Below are 20,000 nucleotides of genomic sequence, written 5' to 3'. Positions count from 1 at the left end.
AAATGACCGCTATGAGCACTGCAATTACACGCCAGATCGTTCTCGATACCGAAACCACCGGTATGAACCAGATTGGTGCGCACTATGAAGGCCACAAGATCATTGAGATTGGTGCCGTTGAAGTGGTGAACCGTCGCCTGACGGGCAATAACTTCCATGTTTATCTCAAACCCGATCGGCTGGTGGATCCGGAAGCCTTTGGCGTACATGGTATTGCCGATGAATTTTTGCTCGATAAGCCCACGTTTGCCGAGGTAGCCGATGAGTTCATGGACTATATCCGCGGAGCGGAGCTGGTGATCCATAACGCAACGTTCGATATCGGCTTTATGGACTACGAGTTTTCGTTGCTTAAGCGCGATATTCCGAAGACCAATACCTTCTGTAAGGTCACCGATAGCCTTGCGGTGGCGAGGAAAATGTTTCCCGGTAAACGCAACAGCCTCGATGCGTTATGTGCCCGCTACGAAATAGATAACAGTAAACGAACGCTGCATGGGGCATTACTCGATGCCCAGATCCTTGCGGAAGTTTATCTGGCGATGACAGGTGGTCAAACGTCGATGGCTTTTGCGATGGAAGGAGAGACACAACAGCAACAAGGTGAAACAACAATTCAGCGCATTGTGCGTCAGGCAAGTAAGTTACGCGTTGTTTTTGCGACAGATGAAGAGCTTGCAGCACATGAAGCCCGTCTCGATCTGGTGCAGAAGAAGGGTGGAAGCTGCCTCTGGCGGGCATAAATACCTGTAAAAGGCGCTAAAAATAGCGACTTGGGCGATTTTTGCAGCAAACGATTCAAAAGATGAGAAAAACCGTTGACGAAGGGTGAGGCAATCCGTAATATTCGCCTCGTTCCCAACGGAACACAACGCGGAGCGGTAGTTCAGTCGGTTAGAATACCTGCCTGTCACGCAGGGGGTCGCGGGTTCGAGTCCCGTCCGTTCCGCCAAATTCACTCATGAAAATGAGTTCAGAGAACCGCAAGATTTTTAATTTTGCGGTTTTTTCATCTAAATCCCGCTATTTCTTTGGTCTATGATTTTGTTATGCTGTAAATGTGTTAATCACATATGATAGACCATATCATTAATATTTAATCATGCTATCGAATCATTCAATTTAAATATATTTGCATGTTATGATTTTCATTTTTCTATTGATTTAATGAATTTATATTTGCTGTTATTTTTTGTTTGTTCTGATTCAAGTGGAGTATATAATTAAAAATCGTTAGCTAAACATTACCATGATTATGACAGGCGAGGGAGTGTCCGATTATGAATTTAAAAAAGGTTTGTTGTATATGTGTATTATTCTCGCTGCTTGCAGGATGTGTCTCTGAATCACCTATTGATGAAAAAAAGAAAAAAACTCAAACCACACAAATTTCTATTAATAAAAACGTTCCCCAGCAACTAACAGACAAAGATTTATATGGTAATGAAACCACACTGGCTGTATCCGAGGAGGATATTCAAGCTGCGCTTGAAGGAGATGAGTTTCGTGTGCCTCTTAATTCTCCTGTAATACTTGTTCAGTCTGGCAGTCGCGCACCGGAAACCATTATGCAGGAGGAGATGAGAAAATATTATACAGTTGCCACATTTTCTGGCATTCCTGACAGGAAAAAAACTGTAACCTGTAATAAAGACAAAAACAAAGATGAAAGCCTGGATATTGTAGATGCCGAAAATATGAACTGGATGCAGGCATTGCGTTTTGTTGCAGCAAAAGGCCATCAGAAAGCGATTATTGTTTTCCAGGATACGTTGCAGACAGGAAAATATGACTCTGGATTGAAATCAATAGTTTGGACAGATTATAAAAATCAAAAATTGACTGACACGATGTCACTGCGTTATTTGGTTCGATTCACGTTGGTGGATGTGGCTACAGGTGAGTGGGCTACCTGGTCGCCTGTGAATTATGAATCGAAAGTGATTTTTCCGCAGATAGGGAATAAAAATTCTGACAGCCTTGATGTGGCAGAACAGCAGATTTCACAACTTAAGCAGAAAACGTATGCAGCAGTGGTTAAAGACCTGGTGAATCGATATCAGTAGTGAGGTTTTATACCAGACGTTTTAGTGGTACTTAGCAAGAAAGAGCATTTCTCTTTTCTATTTTACACTATGGAACAAGTCTGCTAATTAATTTTACATATATCTTTTAGGAGTGGTAAAAACTTTCCTAAAGTTATTTATTGTCCTCTCAACATATAAGCTGTAATTCGAGTTTTCGGTTGAACTGTCAAAAATACATCATATACATCTATAAAACAGCAGGTACGGTTAATTAAGAATTTTTATTCGTGATTAACCGTACTTTGTCATTTTATCCTATAATGTTAAATTGCCTTTTTAAAATATAACAATAATGCAGATGAAAGACTCCCTGGTAACTTAGAAAATCCGTTCACTCCAAAGGCTGTATGCACTGGTTCCGGCGACGCTGTGCTCCCAATTGATGCTCTCATAGGTAAATGACACAGACTCTTCCGCCTGCCCAGGACTGTCGTTAATGGTATGGGGAACGGTAAGGCCGATGTTTGAGAGCCGGGCGTTAGCCAGTTTCAGCTTGTAGTACGGTTCATTAATTCCAAAGCGGTTGGTGCGGTAGAATACAAAATCACAGGTCAGACATTCATTCTCTGAAATGGCCTTGCCCAGCAGAGGGGAGGATTTGTCCACCGGTTTCGTGATGGTCAACTCCTGATGGTTGACATTCTGCGCACGGCTCAGACCATGGGACAGTGACGTCACCATGATCTGATCCTGATGTGCAATCTGGGCTTTGTTACCGATGGACGGCATTGACGAGCATCCGGATGAAATCAGCCCCTGAAGTTCTCCGTTCAGTGTCAGATAGACGGGATTTGCCATTGTTATTCTCCTTAATCTCAATGAGTTGGATGGACAGGTTCGGTTCTGTTATCCGTTGCCATATCCTGTCCGGTATTTTTCAGCAGCAGCCAGCGGCTTAACAGCCCGTCCAGCCGTTCGTTGATCTCTTTTTCCAACGCCTGTGTGTCCTGCTTCTGTGTACGGGTCTCCTGGTACTGCGTCAGCAGGTACTCCAGTGGTGTTTCTTGATTCAGTAACCGTTCGGCCTGCCAGGTCACCGTTTTGATATACGATAGGGTGAAACCTTGTTTCTCCGTCTCCTTCTTCATCATCAAATCTGCAAAATCCCGCAAATTCTGCCGCGCTTGTTGCCAGCCCTTCATCTGCGGACTGGCTTGCGCCCGGTTTCTCAGCGTGTTGCTCCACATCCTGCTGGCTTCCTGCTGTTGCAGGCTTTCCGGCCAGAGGGTGTCTGCGGTGCGCATCATCTGCATTCCGGTTTCCAGCGGCTGTAGTGGCGGGGCATTCAGAAGCTGTTGCAGGTACTGTTCATATTCTTTCAGTACCGGGGAGGCCAACCAGACGGTGGCGGCTCCCTGTGTGGTATCCCTGACCTGTGTAAGCTGCTGCTGCATCGGATACGCCTGCCACCACCAGAGTGCAGATGCGATAACGGCAGTACAGGCGGCACCGGCAACAAAACCTTTTACCGTGTCGCCCTGTTTTGCTTTGTCGGCGTTATCTGCCACACCGCGCACCCCCACCCGCATTTCCGGCAGGTCGGGTAGGGGGGGCATGGTTTCCGCTGTGGCGGAAGCCGTGCCTTCAGGCGCATAGACCAGCGTTCTGACCATGGTCTGTGCCGCCGTATCAGTACGGTTTCTGGGCTGCGGCTCAAACCGCTTGCGTGTGTTCTGCACAAAATAAAGCAGATTTTCCACGCGCGGCTGGCGCTTCAGTTCCACTTGCTGGAGTTTGTCGCAGATAAGCTGCAAAGCCCGTTCCGTGCGGTAGAGCAACGAAAGATCATTTTCGGAAAAGGAAACCTGCTGGCGCAGGATATTCCCGGTGCGGGTGTTGAACCAGTCCAGCATCTCAGTCCGCGCCGGGCCACTCTGCGGCCAGAATTTATCCCATTCGTGGATGATCATCGCAGCCAGCAGTTCCGCGCCTTCACAGAACCCTGCCAGTCCCTGATTACGTGTACGTGCCAGCGTATAGTAGGTGGCGGTATGCAAATCCACCCCGTTGGCCTTAAAAATCGACAGCGCCAGCGATTCCACCAGTTTCCAGTTCAGCTCCGGCTGTGACGGGTGGTTAGCTTTGTTAATTTCTTCGCGGATGGCGCTGAACTCCGGCAGGGCGCGCGGATCGCTGCCGGTAACGATAGTTTGTGTCAGTGCGTTATTGCTCATCACTATCCCCTTAATACAACGTATCTGGTAAACGGAACTGGCTGAACAGACCGCCGGTGAACGGGTTATCTTCGGTATCCACATGCACCCGGTAAACCATCGCGCCGCCGTCCACGTTAAAGCGCACGTTAAAGGTGTCACTGGTCACATTGGTCAACTGGCCCGCGCCGAACAGGCGGAACTGCGCCCACGGTCCACTGAACGCGATACTGCGCGGTGCTCTGCCGCTGGTGCCAATCAGCGTCAGCTGGCTTTCATTGCCTTCACGCATGTTGTTCGGCCAGACCAGATGGGCGGTGTAGTTGCGTCCCTGGCTGTAGTCCACTAACTGGCCGTCCAGGTTAAGTACGCTGCGCCGCTTATTGCCGGAAAGCGATACGGTTTCCACGGCAAACTGTGCGCCCAGCCCGTTCTGCTGGCTGAAGAAGATGTCGCGGATTTTCTGCGCGGTATCCAGTTGCTGCCGGATATCTTCACGGATTAACACTCTGCCGTCGTCGCCAAAGGTCAGATCGTTTTCAAGGAACAGGCGCAGGTTGTTCTTGTAGAAATTGTCCAGAATGCCATCCGGTTTAAAGAAACGTTCAAACGAATCCAGTGAGGCATCCTGTGTGGCGCGCGGATTAAACGGATAGTTATCGGCAAGCTGCTCGTTGAAGGGTTTCACTACATTGTCGCGCCAGTCCACTTCCATGTAACGAACGGCTTCCACCATCACCACATGCCAGGCCTGATCCGCGAGCTTACCTACCCAGCGGTTAAGAGGCGCAGGCAGGGTTTTTGCCATCTGACGGGTGGCGAAGATTGGATCGCTGCTGTTTTGATCCAGCCGTAGCTGTACTGCTTTCAGCGCCGATTTCCCCGGCACTGGCGAGTTCTGGATCGCCAGCAGGTAACGGTGCAGCTCGGTCAGTTGCTGGTACACGGCCTGTAGCGTACTCGCCTTGTCCTTTTGCTCCTCCAGTGCGCTGTTTTCCGGTGCGAACTCATGCCCCAGCCGGGATAACAGGCGGTAATCCATCTCATTTATCGCCGCTTCCCTCGCCTTATCATCCAGTTTGCCGGAGAGCGTCAGCGCGTGGGTATTATCGCGCAGCGCCGTCAGCGCACGCTGGAATGGCTGATCGCCGCTGATAATCTGCTCCAGCGCGTCGGTCAGCGCCGACATGGCCTCATAGTCACGGACGTTGAGGTTATCCATTCCGGCACGCCAGGTGGCGGTATAGTCACTGATGTACTGTTCGGTGATATGGCGCTGGATCTCTTCACGGTCGGCCTCGCTGTAGGCGACGCTTTGCGTCAGGTTCAGTACCCACGAATCCAGCGCGGTCAGCTCAACGAGGCCCTCACGCTGTTTGACAAAATAGCTTTGCAGTCCATAGCGGGTGAGGAACTGCGGGATCACCAGTTTTTCATCATTACCGGCGACGAACACGTTGTCGAAGGTGGGACCAACCTGGTCGCGCAAATTCAAATCGGCGGGCAACACGCTTAATGCTTTGGTGCGCAGGGTCTGGTAGACACGCTGGTATATGGGCAGCTTGCTCAGTTCCTGCTGCGCATTAATGATCGGTTTATCATAGGGGGTCCAGCGGCTGACAGCATCGCTGTCGCTGCTTTGGCGCTGCGCGTGCCAGTCGGTGTGCTCCAGCGCATAGTCCAGATGCACCATCAGTTGCGCCTGAATATCGCGCTGGCCGTGAAATTCATTGCTCCAGCGCCGTGCCATGTACTGTTTTACCGCCTCGTTGTTGCGCCCACTTTTGTCTTCCATCATGCGCACTACGCGCAGCACAGCGAGCTTTTCTTCGCTCTCTGGCGGGGCAATGTTTAGATCCCGGATCAGGCCGTTCATTAACGAGGGGAGATAACGCTGCTCAAGAAGCTGAATGTAGGTTTGCTCCACATACGGCCCTACGCGGGCGCCCTGGTACAATCCCATATCCGCCAGAAAACCGTGATCGCGATAATCACCATAGGCCAGGGTGGCATCGCGTACCGGGTTAAGCAATGGCAATTGCAGATTGCCGAATTCATCCGTTCCCTGCGGTGGTGGTACGTCCATAAAGGCTTTAGCTTGTGCCAGTACGTTAACGCCAGACTGCCAGTTCTGATTGTAATAATGGTGCCAGCTTCCGACCATCAATGCCGCCAGTGCCGCGCCACAGGTGGAAAAGGCGGTCAGCCTGCGCCGGGAGCTGTTCAGCCAGACGCTGTTTTCACCCGCCAGGTTCGGCTCAGCCAGCAGGACTTCCGGGAAGAGGCGGCGAGTAAAATACGGCGTCGTCTCCACCAGAGGCCAGGTTGCCAGCGAGCTGTTACCCAGTCCGTACTGGCGGGCGGCGGACTGCGTGAAAATATCATCCACCTGGCCACGCTGTAGCGAGGATGTGAGCCAGACGCCACGCAGCATTACATCCATGTTCTCACCGTCCAGCAATGCGGCGAGCAGTGCGGTGACGATTTCTCCTGTTCCCTGCATCTGACGGGAGAAGCTGAACACAGCGCTGCGGGGAGCAGCACCGGTTTGTGCGAGCACCAGATCCGACAGCGCCAGGTTCACCTGTTGTACCCACGTCTGCCAGAAAGCCCCCAGTTCGCTGCGCCAGCCGTCACTTTCATGGGCGCGGCGGGTAAATGTGACGCCGAGGATCGCATCGCGGTCTTTTTTATCCAGTGAATGGAACAGCGCGGCAAAGCCGTTCAGCAGATCCAGCCGTGTCAGCACCACGTAAACGGGCAGACGGCAGTGCAGGCTCTGACGGATCTCCTGAAGTTGCTGGCGCAAATTTTGTACCAGTGTCTCACGGCGGGATTTATCCGCCGTCAGCAGATCGGGAAGATCGAGCGTCAGGATAAGACCGTTGAGCGGCTGGCGAGCGCGCGTTTGCATCAGCCAGCCCAGCCAGTGTTCGCGCAGGCGGCGGCGGAGCAGATCATCCCCGCCGGGAGTGGTCAGTACGCCGTCAACATCGAAAATTACCGCCTGGTTGCCCACTCGCGGTGTGATCAGCGGGTGGTATTCCACACCCCGGATGCTTTCCGGCGTGTAAACAATGTCAGACGGAAAGCCCTCGCGCAGCAGCGTGCTTTTGCCGCTACCCGCAGGACCAATGACCATATACCACGGCAACTGCCACAGATAACGGCGGTTATCCAGATGGCGGCGCAGGCGCAGCAGCCAGTGATCCAGATATTGCTGCTGGCGGTGGAGTTCCACGGTCAACGGATCTTTTTCTTCCTCCCGCTGCTGTTTCTGCTGTTTTTCCAGCTTTTGCAGACGCTTCATCACCCGCCAGGTGAGCCAGACCAGAGCGATAAGTCCCCAGACGGCGGTCGCCAGCCAGCGGTTTGCCAGCGGAGCCAGCCAGTGCTGCTCATAGAGCGTCCATTTTGGACCCTGCCACCAGATCCACACCAGCAGAAAAATCCATGCCAGCGTCAGTAGCCAGGTGGCGGAAACTTTAAACCGCGGCATCGCTGGCCTGAGCGCAGATTTCAACGTGCTGAACAGTCGGGATGTGGGAAATTTGAACACAGTAACTCCTTGTTATCTTTTACTGTTCTGCCGTGAGTTTTTGTTCCAGTGCTTTCAGCAGGGAAGGCTCCCATTCGGATAGCATCATGTGTAATCCTGTTCTGAAGAGCATCCGGTACTGCTGTTGTGCAAGCTGAACCATACCGGCCTCTTCCAGTAACTGCGCGCCGAAAAACTGGCGGTGAAACTGGTGGCGGGGATCACCTTCGGGCAGGTTTTCCAGGTACCGCAGCGCGGCTTCCAGCCCGTTTTCATCGAAGCACGCCTTGGCCGCCTGTAATTCTTCATCGGTCTGTACAACCGGGACGGTCTGGTTGACTGAGCCGGATGATGCCAGCCACTGTTTCGTCTGTTCGGACACAAACGGAGTGCGGTCGTTAAACAACAGGTTGATCAGTGCGGGCAGGCGGGCCAGAAAATCGGTAACTTCATCACGGATAGCATCCGCCACCTGTTTATAACCGAGGCGCAGCGCGGTCTGTGCTGAGAGGTAATGACCGTCCAGCCAGTACGGGGCCAGCAGCAGGCTTTTTTCCACCTGCTGCCACAGCGCCATGTCGGCATTGTTCAGCCGCGCCAGGTAATCATCCATCATATCGACAGGGAAGGCTGCCAGTGGGGGCCGGCCATCGCTTTCTGCCTGCGGGGTACTGGTGATGGTTTGCCACAGCGCATGGCGGCGCAGTCGGTAACCCTGCGGTGACTCCGGCTGGCGCTCACAGAGAATGGCGGCCACCTTTAGCAGGGTGTCGCGCCATGCTTTATCGTCGTGGTTTTCAACGGTGACCTGCGGGATTGGAGTGGCTGCAACAGGAGGCTGAGCGGCAACCGTGTGCGGTGACATATCCGGTACATATCCGGTCGTGGCCTGCGGCGCAATGGCGGCGCTTCGTGCAGATGATGTCATTTCAGGCGCTACATCACGAAACGCGCGCTGAAACAGGGAAAATAAATCGTCTGTCGCCTTTGCCAGCTCAGACGCGTTGTGCGCCTGCCAGCACTGTGCCAGTTTTGCCAGCTCTCCCAGCAAAGCATCGCGCTGTATTGTCGCAGCATTCCCGGCAAAGTCCTGAACGGCAGACTCAAAGCGTTTTATCACCTGGGCGGCAAAGCGTTTTTTGTGGGCCATGTTCTGCGGTGCGGCGCATGTCCAGTAGTGCTCTGTATATTGTGCCAGCATCCTGGAGGCCAGCAGAATATCACCGGCATGTTGCAGGGTACGCAGCAAGTGGGCCAGCAGGCGAAAATCTTTGGTTTCTGAGGCCAGAAGCATCAGGCCCCGGCGCTGAAGTTCCGGGATATCAAGCTGGCTGTGCGCCAGTGAACCGAGCTTGACGATTTCGCTGTCGACAAACTCCCAGTCTGCATTGCCATCATCAAGCGCGGCGGACAGCTTATCTTCTGGCAGGTTTTCCAGCAGGTGTGCAAGCCATACATCGGGATTACGTAAGTCCATTGCCATATTCTTATTCTCCCGCCCAGTGGCAGGCGTCGCGTAGCGGCGCAATAACCCGTGCCAGCCCGTCAATGTTAAAGGTCAGCTTTCCGGCGGCGTTGTCTGTGCCGGTATCCACCGTCAGCGTTTTTGCGCCGAACAGTTGCTTAATTTCATCGATACCGGATAACCCCCGGCTGGACTCCAGCAGGGTGCCGTTCTCGCGCACAAACCAGTGGCTGCGCAATGCCCGGCTGTCGGCATTCAGGGTGACGGCGATATCATGGACATCCAGAGGGTGCATCAGCGCCACCTGCATCCGGGTGATATTGTCCACGCAACTGAACATCAGCAACGGGCGTGGCGGAACATGGCCGATAGCCGGGGTGGTTATCACCACCGTCGGGCGTTCACCCGGTACTTGCGTTACCAGCAGCTCCGTGGTGTTGCCCTGGCGGCGTTTTTCCTGTTCTGTCGCGCGGGCCCAGGCTTCACCCTGGTAACGAGCTTTCACCAGTGCGGCACCACCAAAGCCAGCCTGTTCCGGCGCAAGAATGCGGTCATAACAGTCAAGCCGCTCCAGCGCCGCCGTCTCCTGGCGGCAGGACTGCATGGCCTGTAACGTGGCTGTCGCATCCGGCGGTGTCGCTGTGGCGACAGCTACCGCCACACCGGCCACTGACGATGTTTCTGTGGGCGCGGCACTGGCGGGTAAGCCCGCCATCAGGCCCGCGATAAACCATCCTGTCTGCCGGAAAACGCACAACCTGCTCATAAAACCGTTTCATCCTCTGTTTGCGGTGTCACGGCATCATCAGGCAGCGCATCTTCCACATCTGCCGTGAACGCACCGTCTGCCGCCGACAGGCGAATCCGGGCAATCGCCGTGTTGGCCGCCATTTTCTGCAACAGCAGCAGCGAGAGCGGCGGCAGCATGTCGCCGTCGATAACCGATTCCAGCATCCTCGCGCCGTTTTCCGCGCGGGTGACGCGGCTCATGATTTCGTCCGTCACTTCCGGCCCAATAATCACGTCCGCGCCAAAGCGGCTGCGCAGCACGTTATCCAGGCGGGCCAGTTTCCCGGCAATAATGGTAGCGAGCGTCTCTTTCGACAGCGGTAGGTAAGGCACCACTTCCATGCGCGCCAGCAGAGCAGGTTTAAAGAAGTCCGCCAGCACCGGATAGAGGGCTTCCTGCATGGTTTCCGGGTCATCGGCGTGTTCGACAATCACCTGGTAGCCAAGGTTGGAGGTCAGGAAGAAAACGATATTTTTACAGTCAATCAGGCGGCCTTCACCGTCTGCCATCTCGCCCTTGTCAAACGCCTGGTAGAACAGGTTGAGTACATCCGGGTGCGCTTTTTCTACTTCATCGAGCAGCACCACCGAGTACGGTTTCTGGCGAATCGCTTCGGTCAGTACGCCGCCTTCACCGTAGCCGACATAACCCGGAGGAGAGCCAATCAGCCGCGAAACGGTGTGTTTCTCCTGGAACTCAGACATATTGATGGTGGTCAGGTATTGACGTCCGCCATAGAGCAGTTCCGCCAGTTGCAGGACGGTTTCGGTTTTACCCACGCCGCTGGGGCCAGCCAGCAGGAACGCACCAAGCGGGCGTCCCGGACGGCGCAGGTCGGCGCGTGCGGTCAGCAGGTGTTTATGCAGGCTGGCAATCGCCAGGTCCTGGCCTTTGATGGTGCCGCCGAGCCATACCGGCAGGTCGGTGATGACCGACATCTCATTCTGTGACAGGCGGTTAAGCGGCACGCCGGTCCATTCAGCAATCACCGCTGCAATCTGTTTTTTATCGACATGCGGGGAAACCAGCAACTGGTCGTTATGCAGGGCGTCCAGTTCGGCAGTGAGTTGTGCCAGCCGTTGTACCGGGGAAACTGTTTCAGCGGTCTCTTCCGGCTGTACGCTGCCTGCATCATCAGCCGATTCGGCATCGATACTATCCTGTTCTGCCTCTGGCGGCGTATCCTCCACGGCATCTGCGTCCGGCAACGACGCAACGTCGTCTTCTGCCACGCCCAGTAACTGCTGGCGCAGCGCGATAATTTCCTGTACCAGCGTCTGCTGCTGCTGCCAGGCGACTTCCAGTTCGTCCAGCGCCGACAGCGTTTCATCATACTGCTCCAACACCTCAGTCATTCGTGAGGTGTCGGTACGCAGCCCGATGCGAAGCTCGCGCTCAAGCTGGCGAATTTCTGCCTCCTGCTGGTGGCTCAGGGTGGTCAGTGCCGAGATTTGTTTTGGCGGCGATGACAGGTTGATGGCCACACGGGCGCAGGCGGTGTCCAGCACATCAATGGCTTTGTCCGACAACTGACGCCCGGAGAGATAACGCTCGCTCAGTGTCGCAGCGGCCTGCAAGGCGTCATCATCAATCAGCACGCCGTGAGATTGTTCATAGACCGCCGACAAACCGCGCAGAATAATGGTGGCTTCGGCAGCGTTGGGTTCGCTGACCTTCACTAACTGGAAGCGGCGCGACAAAGCTGCATCTTTCTCGAAATATTTTTTGTACTCGCTCCAGGTGGTGGCGGCGATGGTTTTCAGCTCGCCGCGCGCCAGTGCTGGTTTGAGCAGGTTGGATATATCCAGCCCGCCCTGCTGGTTGCCCGCGCCAATCAGGGTATGTGCTTCGTCGATAAACAGAATGACCGGCACCGGGGAGAAAATGACCTCCGCCATCAGCCCCTTGAAGCGTTTTTCAAACTCACCTTTCACCGACGCACCGGCCTGCAATGCGCCCAGGTCAAGGGTCATGATATCGGTGTTTTTCAGCTTGTCCGGCACCTGGCCTGCCACGATGCGCAGCGCCAGCCCTTCAATCAGCGCGCTTTTACCCACGCCTGCTTCGCCCACTACCACCGGATTGTTTTTACGGCGGCGGCAGAGAATGTCGATCATCAGGTCGATTTCATAGTCGCGGCACAGTACCGGGTCAAGCCTGCCGTTACGGGCGTCTGCGGTCATGTTTTTGGCGTAGCGGGCAAGCAGGGTGTCGCCGGTTTCCGTTGCGCGGGGCGTTTGCCCGCCAGCCAGATCCACGGATTCGGCGGATTCTTTTGTCCATGCTGCGAAATCCTGCTGTAACTGGTCGCGGTTTATGGCCGTCAGCAGACGGGCAGCAGCGGGTGGAATATAGCGCAGCGGTGAATGCAGCAGAGTAAGCAGCAGGACGCCGCTGCGCAGTTCGCTGTGCTGCATCTGGGCTGAGGCCAGCAGCCATGACTCCTTGAGCCATTCGATCAGCATCGGGGAGAAGCTGGGATAGCCTTCGGCGGAACGTCCACCGGGATAACTCTCCACGGTCAGCGCCTGGCGTAAATCCTCCGCACTGATGCCTGTGCGTTCGGCAATCACCCTTACGTCGTTGCGCGGGATTGCCAGCATCTGTAACAGCACATGGGCAACGGTGATCTCACTGGCCTGCTGGCTCATACACTCCGAGGCAGCCATTTCCAGCGCCTGTTTTGCAAAGGGGTTAAGCCGCTTTACGAGCGTGGCTAAATCAATCTGGATCATAAGATGTCCTTATCGGAGTAATTTATTGAGCTGATGCAGAATATCCTGTGTCTGGCTGTCCAGACGCAGCAGATAAAACAGATAAAATACGGTCAGCACAACAAGACCGCCGCACAGTACATGCTTGATGGTCAGTCGTCGGATTAACTGATAACGCCCACCCTGTATGTTGTTCTTCTGATGAAGTAGCGGAAATGGCGCGTCACCGCGCAGTTTGTGCAGGGCATGGTGCAGGCGCTGGTAGATCCGCTCAAATTCATCCTGTTGCTGAATGGCAACCTTGTAGCGCCCGCGAAAGCCGAGCGAAAAACAGAGGTATAAAAATTCCAGCAGATCCTGGTAACGTACCGGCTCCCGGATCAGGCGTTCGAGCAGGATAAACACTTTCTCGCCGCCCCAGGCTTCGTTATGAAAATGAACCAGCAGCGACTGTTTGATCCATTCGTTTTTGTTGGACCAGCCGTTGCCCAGCGCCGCTTCATCAATAAACGTGCAGAGAATGTAACGGAACGAAACAATGACGCCCGGTTCGTATCCCTGTTCCTGGAGTAGTTGCTCTACGGCCTGGACATCGGTTACTACCTGGGCAAACAGATGTTCCGGCATGGCCTGACTGTTCATAGTGGACAGACGCATCACCATGCCGAGCAACGGCGTGGCGGCGTCAATCATTGGATTCAGGCTGTTGCCGCGAAGGGCGAGACGGTACTGGCGTCCTGGTGTTCCGCTCTCCGGCTCCACGGGAAAAACCGACGCTTCACTCATATCGCTCATTCACTTATCCCCTTATAGCCCAGAGCTGGAGGTTCAGATCGGGGAAGCTGCCGGAGATATGCAGCGCCAGTGCGCCCGCTTTTATCACGTCCTGCCAGGCCGGGGTGCCTTTTTCCAGTTCGAAGTAAACATAACCTTCGTGGTATGGCAACTGACGTGGCGCAGCGGTAAGCGTGTGCAGCGGAATACCCGGCACCTGCACGCTGACCACGCTGCGGATTTTGTCGGTAGCGGCCACTTTCGACTGCTGGATGAACTGGCGTTGTACCTGGTCGTAGGGCATCCTGGCGCGCACTGCCAGTACCAGCTTGCAGGACTGCAACAATGTGGGATCGTTGATGGTGGCGATCCAGGTCCCCTCTGAAAAGAACAACGGCAGATTCTGCGCACGCGGCACCAGTACGGTATTGAGCGCGCGCCGCAGTTCCGGGATCACGGTTCTGGTGAAGGTCGCGGTAAGATCCCGGTGATTATACGGCTCCACGGTGCAGGGCAGGCGATTACCTTCGGTAAAGGTCATCAGTTCTCCCAGCAGCCCCACCAGATCCCGGTAGAAGGCTTCCGGATGCAGCGTGTGCAGTTGGGAACGATGCGTGAACTGCATTTGATAGCGGTTAAGCATCTGCAACATCATAAATTCGGCCACATCGGCGATCCCGCTCTGTTCAGGCGAACCAATGCGCCCGGCCAGGTCAGCGGCGCGGGTGGCAAGCAGTCCCTGCACCTCGCCGGAGAATGCCCCGAGCAACCCGCTGACACGGACGGCCTGAATGGTGGGAATAAAGGTGTTGTCCAGCACCAGTGCGCCGGTAGCATTTTTATTGAGGATACGGCACAGGGGGAGGGTCACCATCGCGCTGAGATCATCTGCGCCGCTGACTATCCTGGGGATCAACTGCCCCAGACCGACCGGCTGTTCGTCGCCTTCGTCAGTGTGAAAATCACGGACGCGGGTATGGGTGAGGCGGTAACGCTCCGTACCCTGACCGGCGCTGTGCAACCCCTGGATTTCATTGATCACGTCGCTGATTACAGGCAGCGCCAGATAAATATTGTGGCTCTCTTTCGATGAAAGGGTTCCCGGCTGGAAAGGTTCCGGCAGCAGATCCTGGTCGGGAATGCTGAATACGGTGCCGTCAGGCATACAGCCCGCCGCACGGTCAATCATGATTTTGCCCTGGGCAAGCAGTTCGGTATTGATGGAGAGTTCCGTAAAGCCCCAGAAAAAATCACCCTGAGCATCCAGACGACGGGTCAGCAGGTACTCGCAGTGACGCTGCTGTTGCTGAAAATGCTGCGGCAGGGCAAACAGCCCTTCCTGCCAGATCACCTTGTTTTTCATTGTTGCCATCGTCAGTTTTCCTCTTTTTTCATCTCAATCGCACTGGCGCGGATATGCACCAGCAGGCGATAGTGGTGGCCGATACTTTCTACCGGCTCAATTTGTTTCCATTCTGTGGCCTGGTCGTCTGAAAAATAGGCAATGACACCGATATAACCGGTTTTCTCATCCAGCTTGATCGGCGGCAGTGTTTTTACGGTGTCCGGCAACAGGTTGAAGTCCTGGTGATCGATATAGTTCTTCCCCAGCACGTCGGGCAGCGCGGTGGTGGCAATCTGATCGTAATCGGCGGCCTGGAATTTGGAGTCGTCGCTCAGATACACCAACTGGACATCCACCGGCGCGGCTTCGCCGTCCGCCGTCAGGTTGCTGTCCGGCTCGGTCAGCAGCGTGACGGTCAGTTCGGTTGACTGCTCCATCAGCTTTCCGACCTGAATATCCGGATTGCGGATCACCTGGCTGATTTTTTTCGCTGTTTCACAGCCAGTTAACACAACGCTCATCAGAACGCAGGCCAGAAACGCTTTGCCGTTCATGCTTCCGGCTCCCGCTGTTTTTCGCGCAGCACCCGGTCATAGACCTGGGCATAAACTTCATTGAACAGCATTTCAAATCCCTGCTGTCGGCTGGAGGCCAGTTCATCGTAATAGTTGCTGTACATCTGCCATGCCCAGGCGTTGTCCATTTTCTGGCGCAGCTCATGGCTGCGGCGGTATTGCGCAAAGCGGCGCATCAGGTTGCCCGGCGAGAAGGCGTCCAGCATGACACGCAACGCTTCCACAATCGCCGCCCGGTTGGCCTCTTCATGATGCCGGATGTTGCGCAGGCTTTCGGCGATGGCCGCAGGTGCTGCGAGATGTACCGGGCTTTTACCCTCGGCGAACATGACGTTCAGCGCGGTGGCATAGTCCATATCAAGGCGCAACGGGTTGTCTTCCAGTGGACGCAGGTGTTTATCCGACAGGCTATTCTGTTGTTGTTGCAGACTCAGCAATCCCTTAATGGCGGCCTGCAACGCCCGTCCGGCCTCTTCGAGAAACTCATCCGCATCCTGAGAATTGTGCAGCGTCAGCGGACACTCCATACCGCGCAGCAGCGGGGTTACGGCCAGGTGGTACTGCGCCATGGCAGAAAATTCATCGCCGTCCTCATGACGGGCATTGCCGGGCGGCAGATCCATAAACGGCGTGTTGATCCCGTTTGCACCTGTCAGATCGGATGCGGGGGCTACGGGCCGGGAAACGCGTGGGGCGATCGGATCATCTGCCACCATCAGGCTTTCCGTCTGGAGTGCCTGGAGCGGATCGCTGGAAAAACCGTGCGCCACCGTGGGGGCAAGCTGATGCTGGAACGGCATTCCCGGATACGCCGGTTGTCCCTCGGTGGTCAGCAGGGTGTCCGCCAGACTGTCGCGGTTCATTACAATCGTTTCCGGGGTCGCCATCCGCTCGTCATAGGTAACAGCTGCACCGTCATGCAGAAACACTTTCAGCGCCAGTGCGCCGAGCTGGATCTCATCCCCCTGGCGCAGGCGGATGAGCGCATCGGAAGAGGCCGGGGCCAGATTAATCATCAGTCCCGGCGTCAGGCACCGCAGGCAATAGGCTCCGTCGTGCCGGATAACGGTACAGGCACGCGCAGCAATGCTTCCCGCCCGGTCCTGTACCTGCCAGTGACATTCCGGCGTATGGCCAATATCACCGCCGTTTTCGCTGAACAGGCATTTTGCGGCGCGTCCGCTTTCCAGTTCGTTGCCATTCATCACCTGTAAAGTCAGTGAGGCCTGGCGGGATTGCTGTTTTTCCTCAGCCATAAGTGGTTCCATAGAATTATTCCCTGATTCGGATTGTGATGGCGGGCGGTACTTTCGGCTGACCAATAAAGCTGGTTCTGCCGAGGCGGGAGCTGGCCGGATCGCCAAGGCGCATCCCTTTAGCCTGCTGTGGCGCCAGGCACAGCCGTAAATCCCAGGCAAACTGGTCGCGCAGAATAAAGGAAAGGAACATGGTCAGCGGCAGGTGATTTTCGCCATCGGGTAAAAATGAGAGATAACGCTCCCGCGACAGGCCGCCAATCTGCAACAGGAATTTTCCGCTGCGATCCGGCACCCGTGCGCCGAGGGTAAAATTAACGCCGAGTATGGAGCGTCCCGGAATATGTCCAGCCGTTTTTCCTTTCGGATTACGTACACCCAGCCGGTTCTGGTGTGCCGGATCAATGGCGACTTTACGCAGTTGCCAGCGTTCAATGGTGACATCCGGCAAATCAAAACAGTGCGACACCAGATTACAGATAACCTCCGGCGCGCGGCCTGGTGTTGCCAGAATTCCGGCGTAGGCCAGCATTTTGCTGTGGTTAATGGCAAGCCTGTCACGCACGCTCTGATTACCCAGCCCGACCAGTGCGTACATGCGCTGTGAAAAGGTGTCAGTACCGCCGCTACGAAAGCAGATGTAGTAGCGGTATTTGCGCCAGGCATGATAGGCAAACTGTGTCCAGCGGTGGCTGAATAGATCGAGAAATTCTTTCAGGCCGTCTTCGTTCTGTGCGGACTCCTGCGCCATCTGATCCAGATAATAGCCCGGTAGCGGCGACTGGCTGCCGGAAAAACCCAGGAACCGGGTTTGCAGTACATACTGTCCGTTCTGGCTACGGGAAAGCGCACTCAGGTCCGTACCCGGAAAACTGATACTGGCGTCAGAGCTGAAACGCACGATCTCCCGGGCAGGCTCGGTACGCAGGGAAATGTCCTGGCCCGGCGCGCCATGCCGACGGTACAGCGCCTCCATCAGCACATAGAAATTGCAGTTGCGCACATCCGCCGGTAACGGCGGTTTTGTCGCTATATCAGGGCGTGCTGGCCCATTTTCTCCTGCCATTCCCAGGACTCCTGACTTTCCGTGTTAATGATTTTCAGACAGTGGTACGAATTGATGCTGGCGTAGAGGGCAAAGAAGTGCGAGAGCACGGTACCCAGAAGATAAATTTCACCTTCGCAGATAAACGGATCGGGACGTATCCACAGCGTGGTCGCCAGCCCGCGAACCGGTACGCCTTTAAACAACCTGTCAACAGGTTTGGTTTCGAGTTTTTCTATGGCATCCAGTTTCTGGCGTGACAGTCTGGCCCGCTGCGGATGGTGAGCACCTGGCAGGTCGAAGGTCCGCAGGATCTGGATCAGTGTCTCCCTGTCCAGCAGGGAGAGGTAGTTCAGGTTCATCGCGGAAATCAGCGACCAGTGCATGTCGCCGTCCGTGACTGGCCAGAGCGGCAGTGTCGGGCGCGTGACATTACGAAATGAGGCCACTGCCGGATTTTTGTTGACGGCCACGCAGATATCACCGGTATGCAGCCGGGCAGGGATCATACGGTTGGTACAGATTAATGACGTGGTGATCACGTCATCGTTAAACCGTGAGCTGCCCGGAATGCTACCGTCTGCATGGACAAAGGCGATAGAGTGTTCAAGCCCGTGGTGAAGCAGGGACGTTTTAGTCCGGTGATGCCAGTAGACGACTTCTCGCTGGCGGCTGTACTCCATCTGGTGCTGGAAGCTTTCAAATTCGGGCCAGACACGCGCCTGGCTACCTGGGCTGATTTCAGTACCTGAAACTTTGACTTTACTGGTGACTGTGCTGACCTGAAAAATGTCATAGGCGTCCGGATGCTTATGGCTGGCGCGCAGCGGGTATTCCGCCATCCGCCCATCCGGCCTGACGGGTTCCGCATAATGCGTAAACAGGTTAATGGCTGGCGTACAGTGCAGACGCAGCGAATCCTGGCGCAGCTTGATGTCGGCAGGTAACGGGCGGTTAAAGTGCAGGCGCAGCGTAAACGCATTGATCGGGAAATCGTCTGGTAGCGGCGCAACATCGCGCAGATGGAAAAAGAAGAAGGCTTCGGGATAGCAGAAATACTCCTGAAGCACGCGGTAGCCGCTGTGGACATTTTTCGGCCACGGCAGCAGAGCATCCCGGTTGTCAAAACCCGCCGCCTCCAGCCACAGATCCGGCAGCGGCAGGCGGTACTCTCCGGCAATCAGTTCCGCATCCATCAGGCATTCGCAAAACCACAGATAAAGCTGGTGTCGGGTATAATCGTCTTCATTACCCAGCCAGAACGTGATTTTGTTCAGGTCAAGCATGGCGGGGGAGACATTGTTATCTGCGGTAAAACTGATATCTATGATGCCTTCTTTCAGGCTGCTGGCGTTGCGGGTATCGAGAATGCGCAGTGGTTGCAGCCAGATATCGCGCGCCAGCGTGAAATGGCAGGCTACGGAAGAAACGATTTTATCATGATTGTCAGGCAGCACCTTCTGAGCAGTCAGGGAGGACTTTTCTGAGCGGCTTCTGATCAGTTCATTACGACAGACCTGAACAGGGACTTTTAACTGATCGGTTTTGGGTTCATAGGCAATAACCGTCATGGCCGGAACCGGGCGTAAATAGTTTGCCCACAGCATACGGATCAGCCCATGGGTGAACTCGGGGAATTCGTCCTCAAGTTTCTGGCGCAGGCTACCGGACATAAAGGCAAAGGCTTCCATCAGACGCTCCACGTCCGGATCACCCTCTTTCTCGGCCAGAAAGTGGGCCAGATGTGGTTTTTCCTGCGCCAGCAGTTTGCCTAGCTGGCGAAGATAATCCAGCTCTTCGCGGTAGTAACGTTCTTCAAAAGCCACAGAGATCACTCCACACAATAGCGTTGATGGTTGTCCAGCAAAATGTCAAATTCAAACACTCCCCTGGTTTCGCTGACATCGACCGTAGCCACAATATGAAAACACAGTTCCACAGGGGCGTATTCATCCGGTGCAGCAGCCGTAACAACAACATCGGTAATACGAGGTTCGTAATGTAAAATGCACTGGCTAATGGACTTACGGATTTCTCGTCTGAAATCGCTGGAGGCCAGCGATTCATCATTTAAATCAGTAATCCCCAGCTCCGGTGAACCATAACAACTGCCGGAGCGGGTATTCAGGACCTGTCGCAGGTTACGTCTGATGGAACGTATCAGTGCTTCTTTTGGATTCTGATATGAAGGCGGATTTGCCGCCTCACGGATACGTTCAAAAAGACTGCCGGTTGGTCCTGAATCCCGTCTTAGCATC

Annotated in this window: 15 protein-coding genes and 1 tRNA gene; 3 read left to right on the top strand and 13 right to left on the bottom strand. The window is 54.9% G+C overall.

Annotation, left to right across the window (positions count from 1 at the left end; translation table 11 throughout):
- Positions 1–11 precede the first annotated feature (11 nt).
- The 3 genes from dnaQ to ACJHYO_RS08085 all read left to right on the top strand — a co-directional run bounded on the left by dnaQ (position 12) and on the right by ACJHYO_RS08085 (position 2,066).
- Positions 12–743, top strand: a complete 732-nt coding sequence (dnaQ, locus tag ACJHYO_RS08095) for a DNA polymerase III subunit epsilon (RefSeq protein WP_001298181.1) — start codon at positions 12–14, stop codon at positions 741–743.
- Between the two features lie 132 nt (positions 744–875).
- Positions 876–952, top strand: a tRNA-Asp gene (locus tag ACJHYO_RS08090).
- A 328-nt stretch (positions 953–1,280) separates the two neighbouring features.
- A complete protein-coding gene (locus ACJHYO_RS08085; RefSeq protein ID WP_001049699.1) occupies positions 1,281–2,066 on the top strand; it encodes a hypothetical protein in 786 nt (261 codons plus the stop codon).
- A 339-nt stretch (positions 2,067–2,405) separates the two neighbouring features.
- Here the strand turns inward: ACJHYO_RS08085 and ACJHYO_RS08080 are convergent, their stop codons facing one another.
- The 13 genes from ACJHYO_RS08080 to tssE form a co-directional block, all read right to left on the bottom strand.
- On the bottom strand, positions 2,406–2,885 hold the full coding sequence (locus ACJHYO_RS08080) for an Hcp family type VI secretion system effector (RefSeq protein WP_000013181.1): 480 nt from the start codon (positions 2,883–2,885) through the stop codon (positions 2,406–2,408).
- A gap of 17 nt (positions 2,886–2,902) precedes the next feature.
- Complete coding sequence (locus ACJHYO_RS08075; RefSeq protein WP_000069182.1) at positions 2,903–4,261, bottom strand: VasL domain-containing protein; 1,359 nt, start codon at positions 4,259–4,261, stop codon at positions 2,903–2,905.
- Positions 4,262–4,271: 10 nt separating this feature from the next.
- Complete coding sequence (gene tssM, locus ACJHYO_RS08070; protein WP_001337589.1) at positions 4,272–7,739, bottom strand: type VI secretion system membrane subunit TssM; 3,468 nt, start codon at positions 7,737–7,739, stop codon at positions 4,272–4,274.
- Positions 7,740–7,818: 79 nt separating this feature from the next.
- Complete coding sequence (gene tssA / locus ACJHYO_RS08065; protein WP_001514097.1) at positions 7,819–9,261, bottom strand: type VI secretion system protein TssA; 1,443 nt, start codon at positions 9,259–9,261, stop codon at positions 7,819–7,821.
- Between the two features lie 4 nt (positions 9,262–9,265).
- The gene (gene vasI / locus ACJHYO_RS08060) at positions 9,266–10,009 is read right to left on the bottom strand and encodes a type VI secretion system-associated protein VasI (RefSeq protein ID WP_410232437.1); all 744 of its coding nucleotides are present in this window, start codon (positions 10,007–10,009) and stop codon (positions 9,266–9,268) included.
- The gene (gene tssH, locus ACJHYO_RS08055; RefSeq protein WP_410232436.1) at positions 10,006–12,768 is read right to left on the bottom strand and encodes a type VI secretion system ATPase TssH; all 2,763 of its coding nucleotides are present in this window, start codon (positions 12,766–12,768) and stop codon (positions 10,006–10,008) included. The genes vasI and tssH overlap by 4 nt, the downstream gene beginning before the upstream one ends.
- A gap of 9 nt (positions 12,769–12,777) precedes the next feature.
- Positions 12,778–13,533 (bottom strand): type IVB secretion system protein IcmH/DotU, encoded by a 756-nt coding sequence (gene icmH, locus ACJHYO_RS08050; protein ID WP_041982625.1) that lies wholly within the window; start codon positions 13,531–13,533, stop codon positions 12,778–12,780.
- Between the two features lie 13 nt (positions 13,534–13,546).
- The gene (gene tssK, locus ACJHYO_RS08045; RefSeq protein ID WP_000224522.1) at positions 13,547–14,893 is read right to left on the bottom strand and encodes a type VI secretion system baseplate subunit TssK; all 1,347 of its coding nucleotides are present in this window, start codon (positions 14,891–14,893) and stop codon (positions 13,547–13,549) included.
- Positions 14,894–14,895: 2 nt separating this feature from the next.
- Positions 14,896–15,420 carry a type VI secretion system lipoprotein TssJ gene (gene tssJ / locus ACJHYO_RS08040; RefSeq protein WP_001013428.1) on the bottom strand — a complete coding sequence of 175 codons (525 nt, stop codon included), beginning with the start codon at positions 15,418–15,420 and terminating at the stop codon, positions 14,896–14,898.
- Positions 15,417–16,697: a type VI secretion system-associated FHA domain protein TagH gene (gene tagH / locus ACJHYO_RS08035; RefSeq protein WP_001298171.1), complete on the bottom strand. Its 1,281-nt coding sequence runs from the start codon at positions 16,695–16,697 to the stop codon at positions 15,417–15,419. The genes tssJ and tagH overlap by 4 nt, the downstream gene beginning before the upstream one ends.
- A gap of 16 nt (positions 16,698–16,713) precedes the next feature.
- Positions 16,714–17,763 carry a type VI secretion system baseplate subunit TssG gene (tssG, locus tag ACJHYO_RS08030; protein WP_000896713.1) on the bottom strand — a complete coding sequence of 350 codons (1,050 nt, stop codon included), beginning with the start codon at positions 17,761–17,763 and terminating at the stop codon, positions 16,714–16,716.
- Positions 17,727–19,568: a type VI secretion system baseplate subunit TssF gene (gene tssF, locus ACJHYO_RS08025; RefSeq protein ID WP_000863402.1), complete on the bottom strand. Its 1,842-nt coding sequence runs from the start codon at positions 19,566–19,568 to the stop codon at positions 17,727–17,729. Before tssF ends, tssG begins: the two co-directional genes overlap by 37 nt.
- Before the next feature lie 5 nt (positions 19,569–19,573).
- A complete protein-coding gene (gene tssE / locus ACJHYO_RS08020) occupies positions 19,574–19,999 on the bottom strand; it encodes a type VI secretion system baseplate subunit TssE (protein ID WP_000946068.1) in 426 nt (141 codons plus the stop codon).
- Between the last annotated feature and the right edge of the window lies 1 nt (position 20,000).

The sequence above is a fragment of the Escherichia sp. WS1118 genome (assembly GCF_046487695.1).
GTDB classification, from domain to species: domain Bacteria; phylum Pseudomonadota; class Gammaproteobacteria; order Enterobacterales; family Enterobacteriaceae; genus Escherichia; species Escherichia coli.
This window is presented reverse-complemented; position numbering and strand designations above follow the sequence as displayed.

Excerpts from the sequence above, each read along its gene's own strand:
- dnaQ (WP_001298181.1), top strand. The coding sequence starts at position 12 with ATGAGCACTGCAATTACACGCCAGATCGTTCTCGATACCGAAACCACC.
- ACJHYO_RS08085 (WP_001049699.1), top strand. The coding sequence starts at position 1,281 with ATGAATTTAAAAAAGGTTTGTTGTATATGTGTATTATTCTCGCTGCTT.
- ACJHYO_RS08080 (WP_000013181.1), bottom strand. The coding sequence starts at position 2,885 with ATGGCAAATCCCGTCTATCTGACACTGAACGGAGAACTTCAGGGGCTG.
- ACJHYO_RS08075 (WP_000069182.1), bottom strand. The coding sequence starts at position 4,261 with ATGAGCAATAACGCACTGACACAAACTATCGTTACCGGCAGCGATCCG.
- tssM (WP_001337589.1), bottom strand. The coding sequence starts at position 7,739 with ATGCCGCGGTTTAAAGTTTCCGCCACCTGGCTACTGACGCTGGCATGG.
- tssA (WP_001514097.1), bottom strand. The coding sequence starts at position 9,261 with ATGGCAATGGACTTACGTAATCCCGATGTATGGCTTGCACACCTGCTG.
- vasI (WP_410232437.1), bottom strand. The coding sequence starts at position 10,009 with ATGAGCAGGTTGTGCGTTTTCCGGCAGACAGGATGGTTTATCGCGGGC.
- tssH (WP_410232436.1), bottom strand. The coding sequence starts at position 12,768 with ATGATCCAGATTGATTTAGCCACGCTCGTAAAGCGGCTTAACCCCTTT.
- icmH (WP_041982625.1), bottom strand. The coding sequence starts at position 13,533 with ATGAGTGAAGCGTCGGTTTTTCCCGTGGAGCCGGAGAGCGGAACACCA.
- tssK (WP_000224522.1), bottom strand. The coding sequence starts at position 14,893 with ATGGCAACAATGAAAAACAAGGTGATCTGGCAGGAAGGGCTGTTTGCC.
- tssJ (WP_001013428.1), bottom strand. The coding sequence starts at position 15,420 with ATGAACGGCAAAGCGTTTCTGGCCTGCGTTCTGATGAGCGTTGTGTTA.
- tagH (WP_001298171.1), bottom strand. The coding sequence starts at position 16,697 with ATGGCTGAGGAAAAACAGCAATCCCGCCAGGCCTCACTGACTTTACAG.
- tssG (WP_000896713.1), bottom strand. The coding sequence starts at position 17,763 with ATGGCAGGAGAAAATGGGCCAGCACGCCCTGATATAGCGACAAAACCG.
- tssE (WP_000946068.1), bottom strand. The coding sequence starts at position 19,999 with ATGCTAAGACGGGATTCAGGACCAACCGGCAGTCTTTTTGAACGTATC.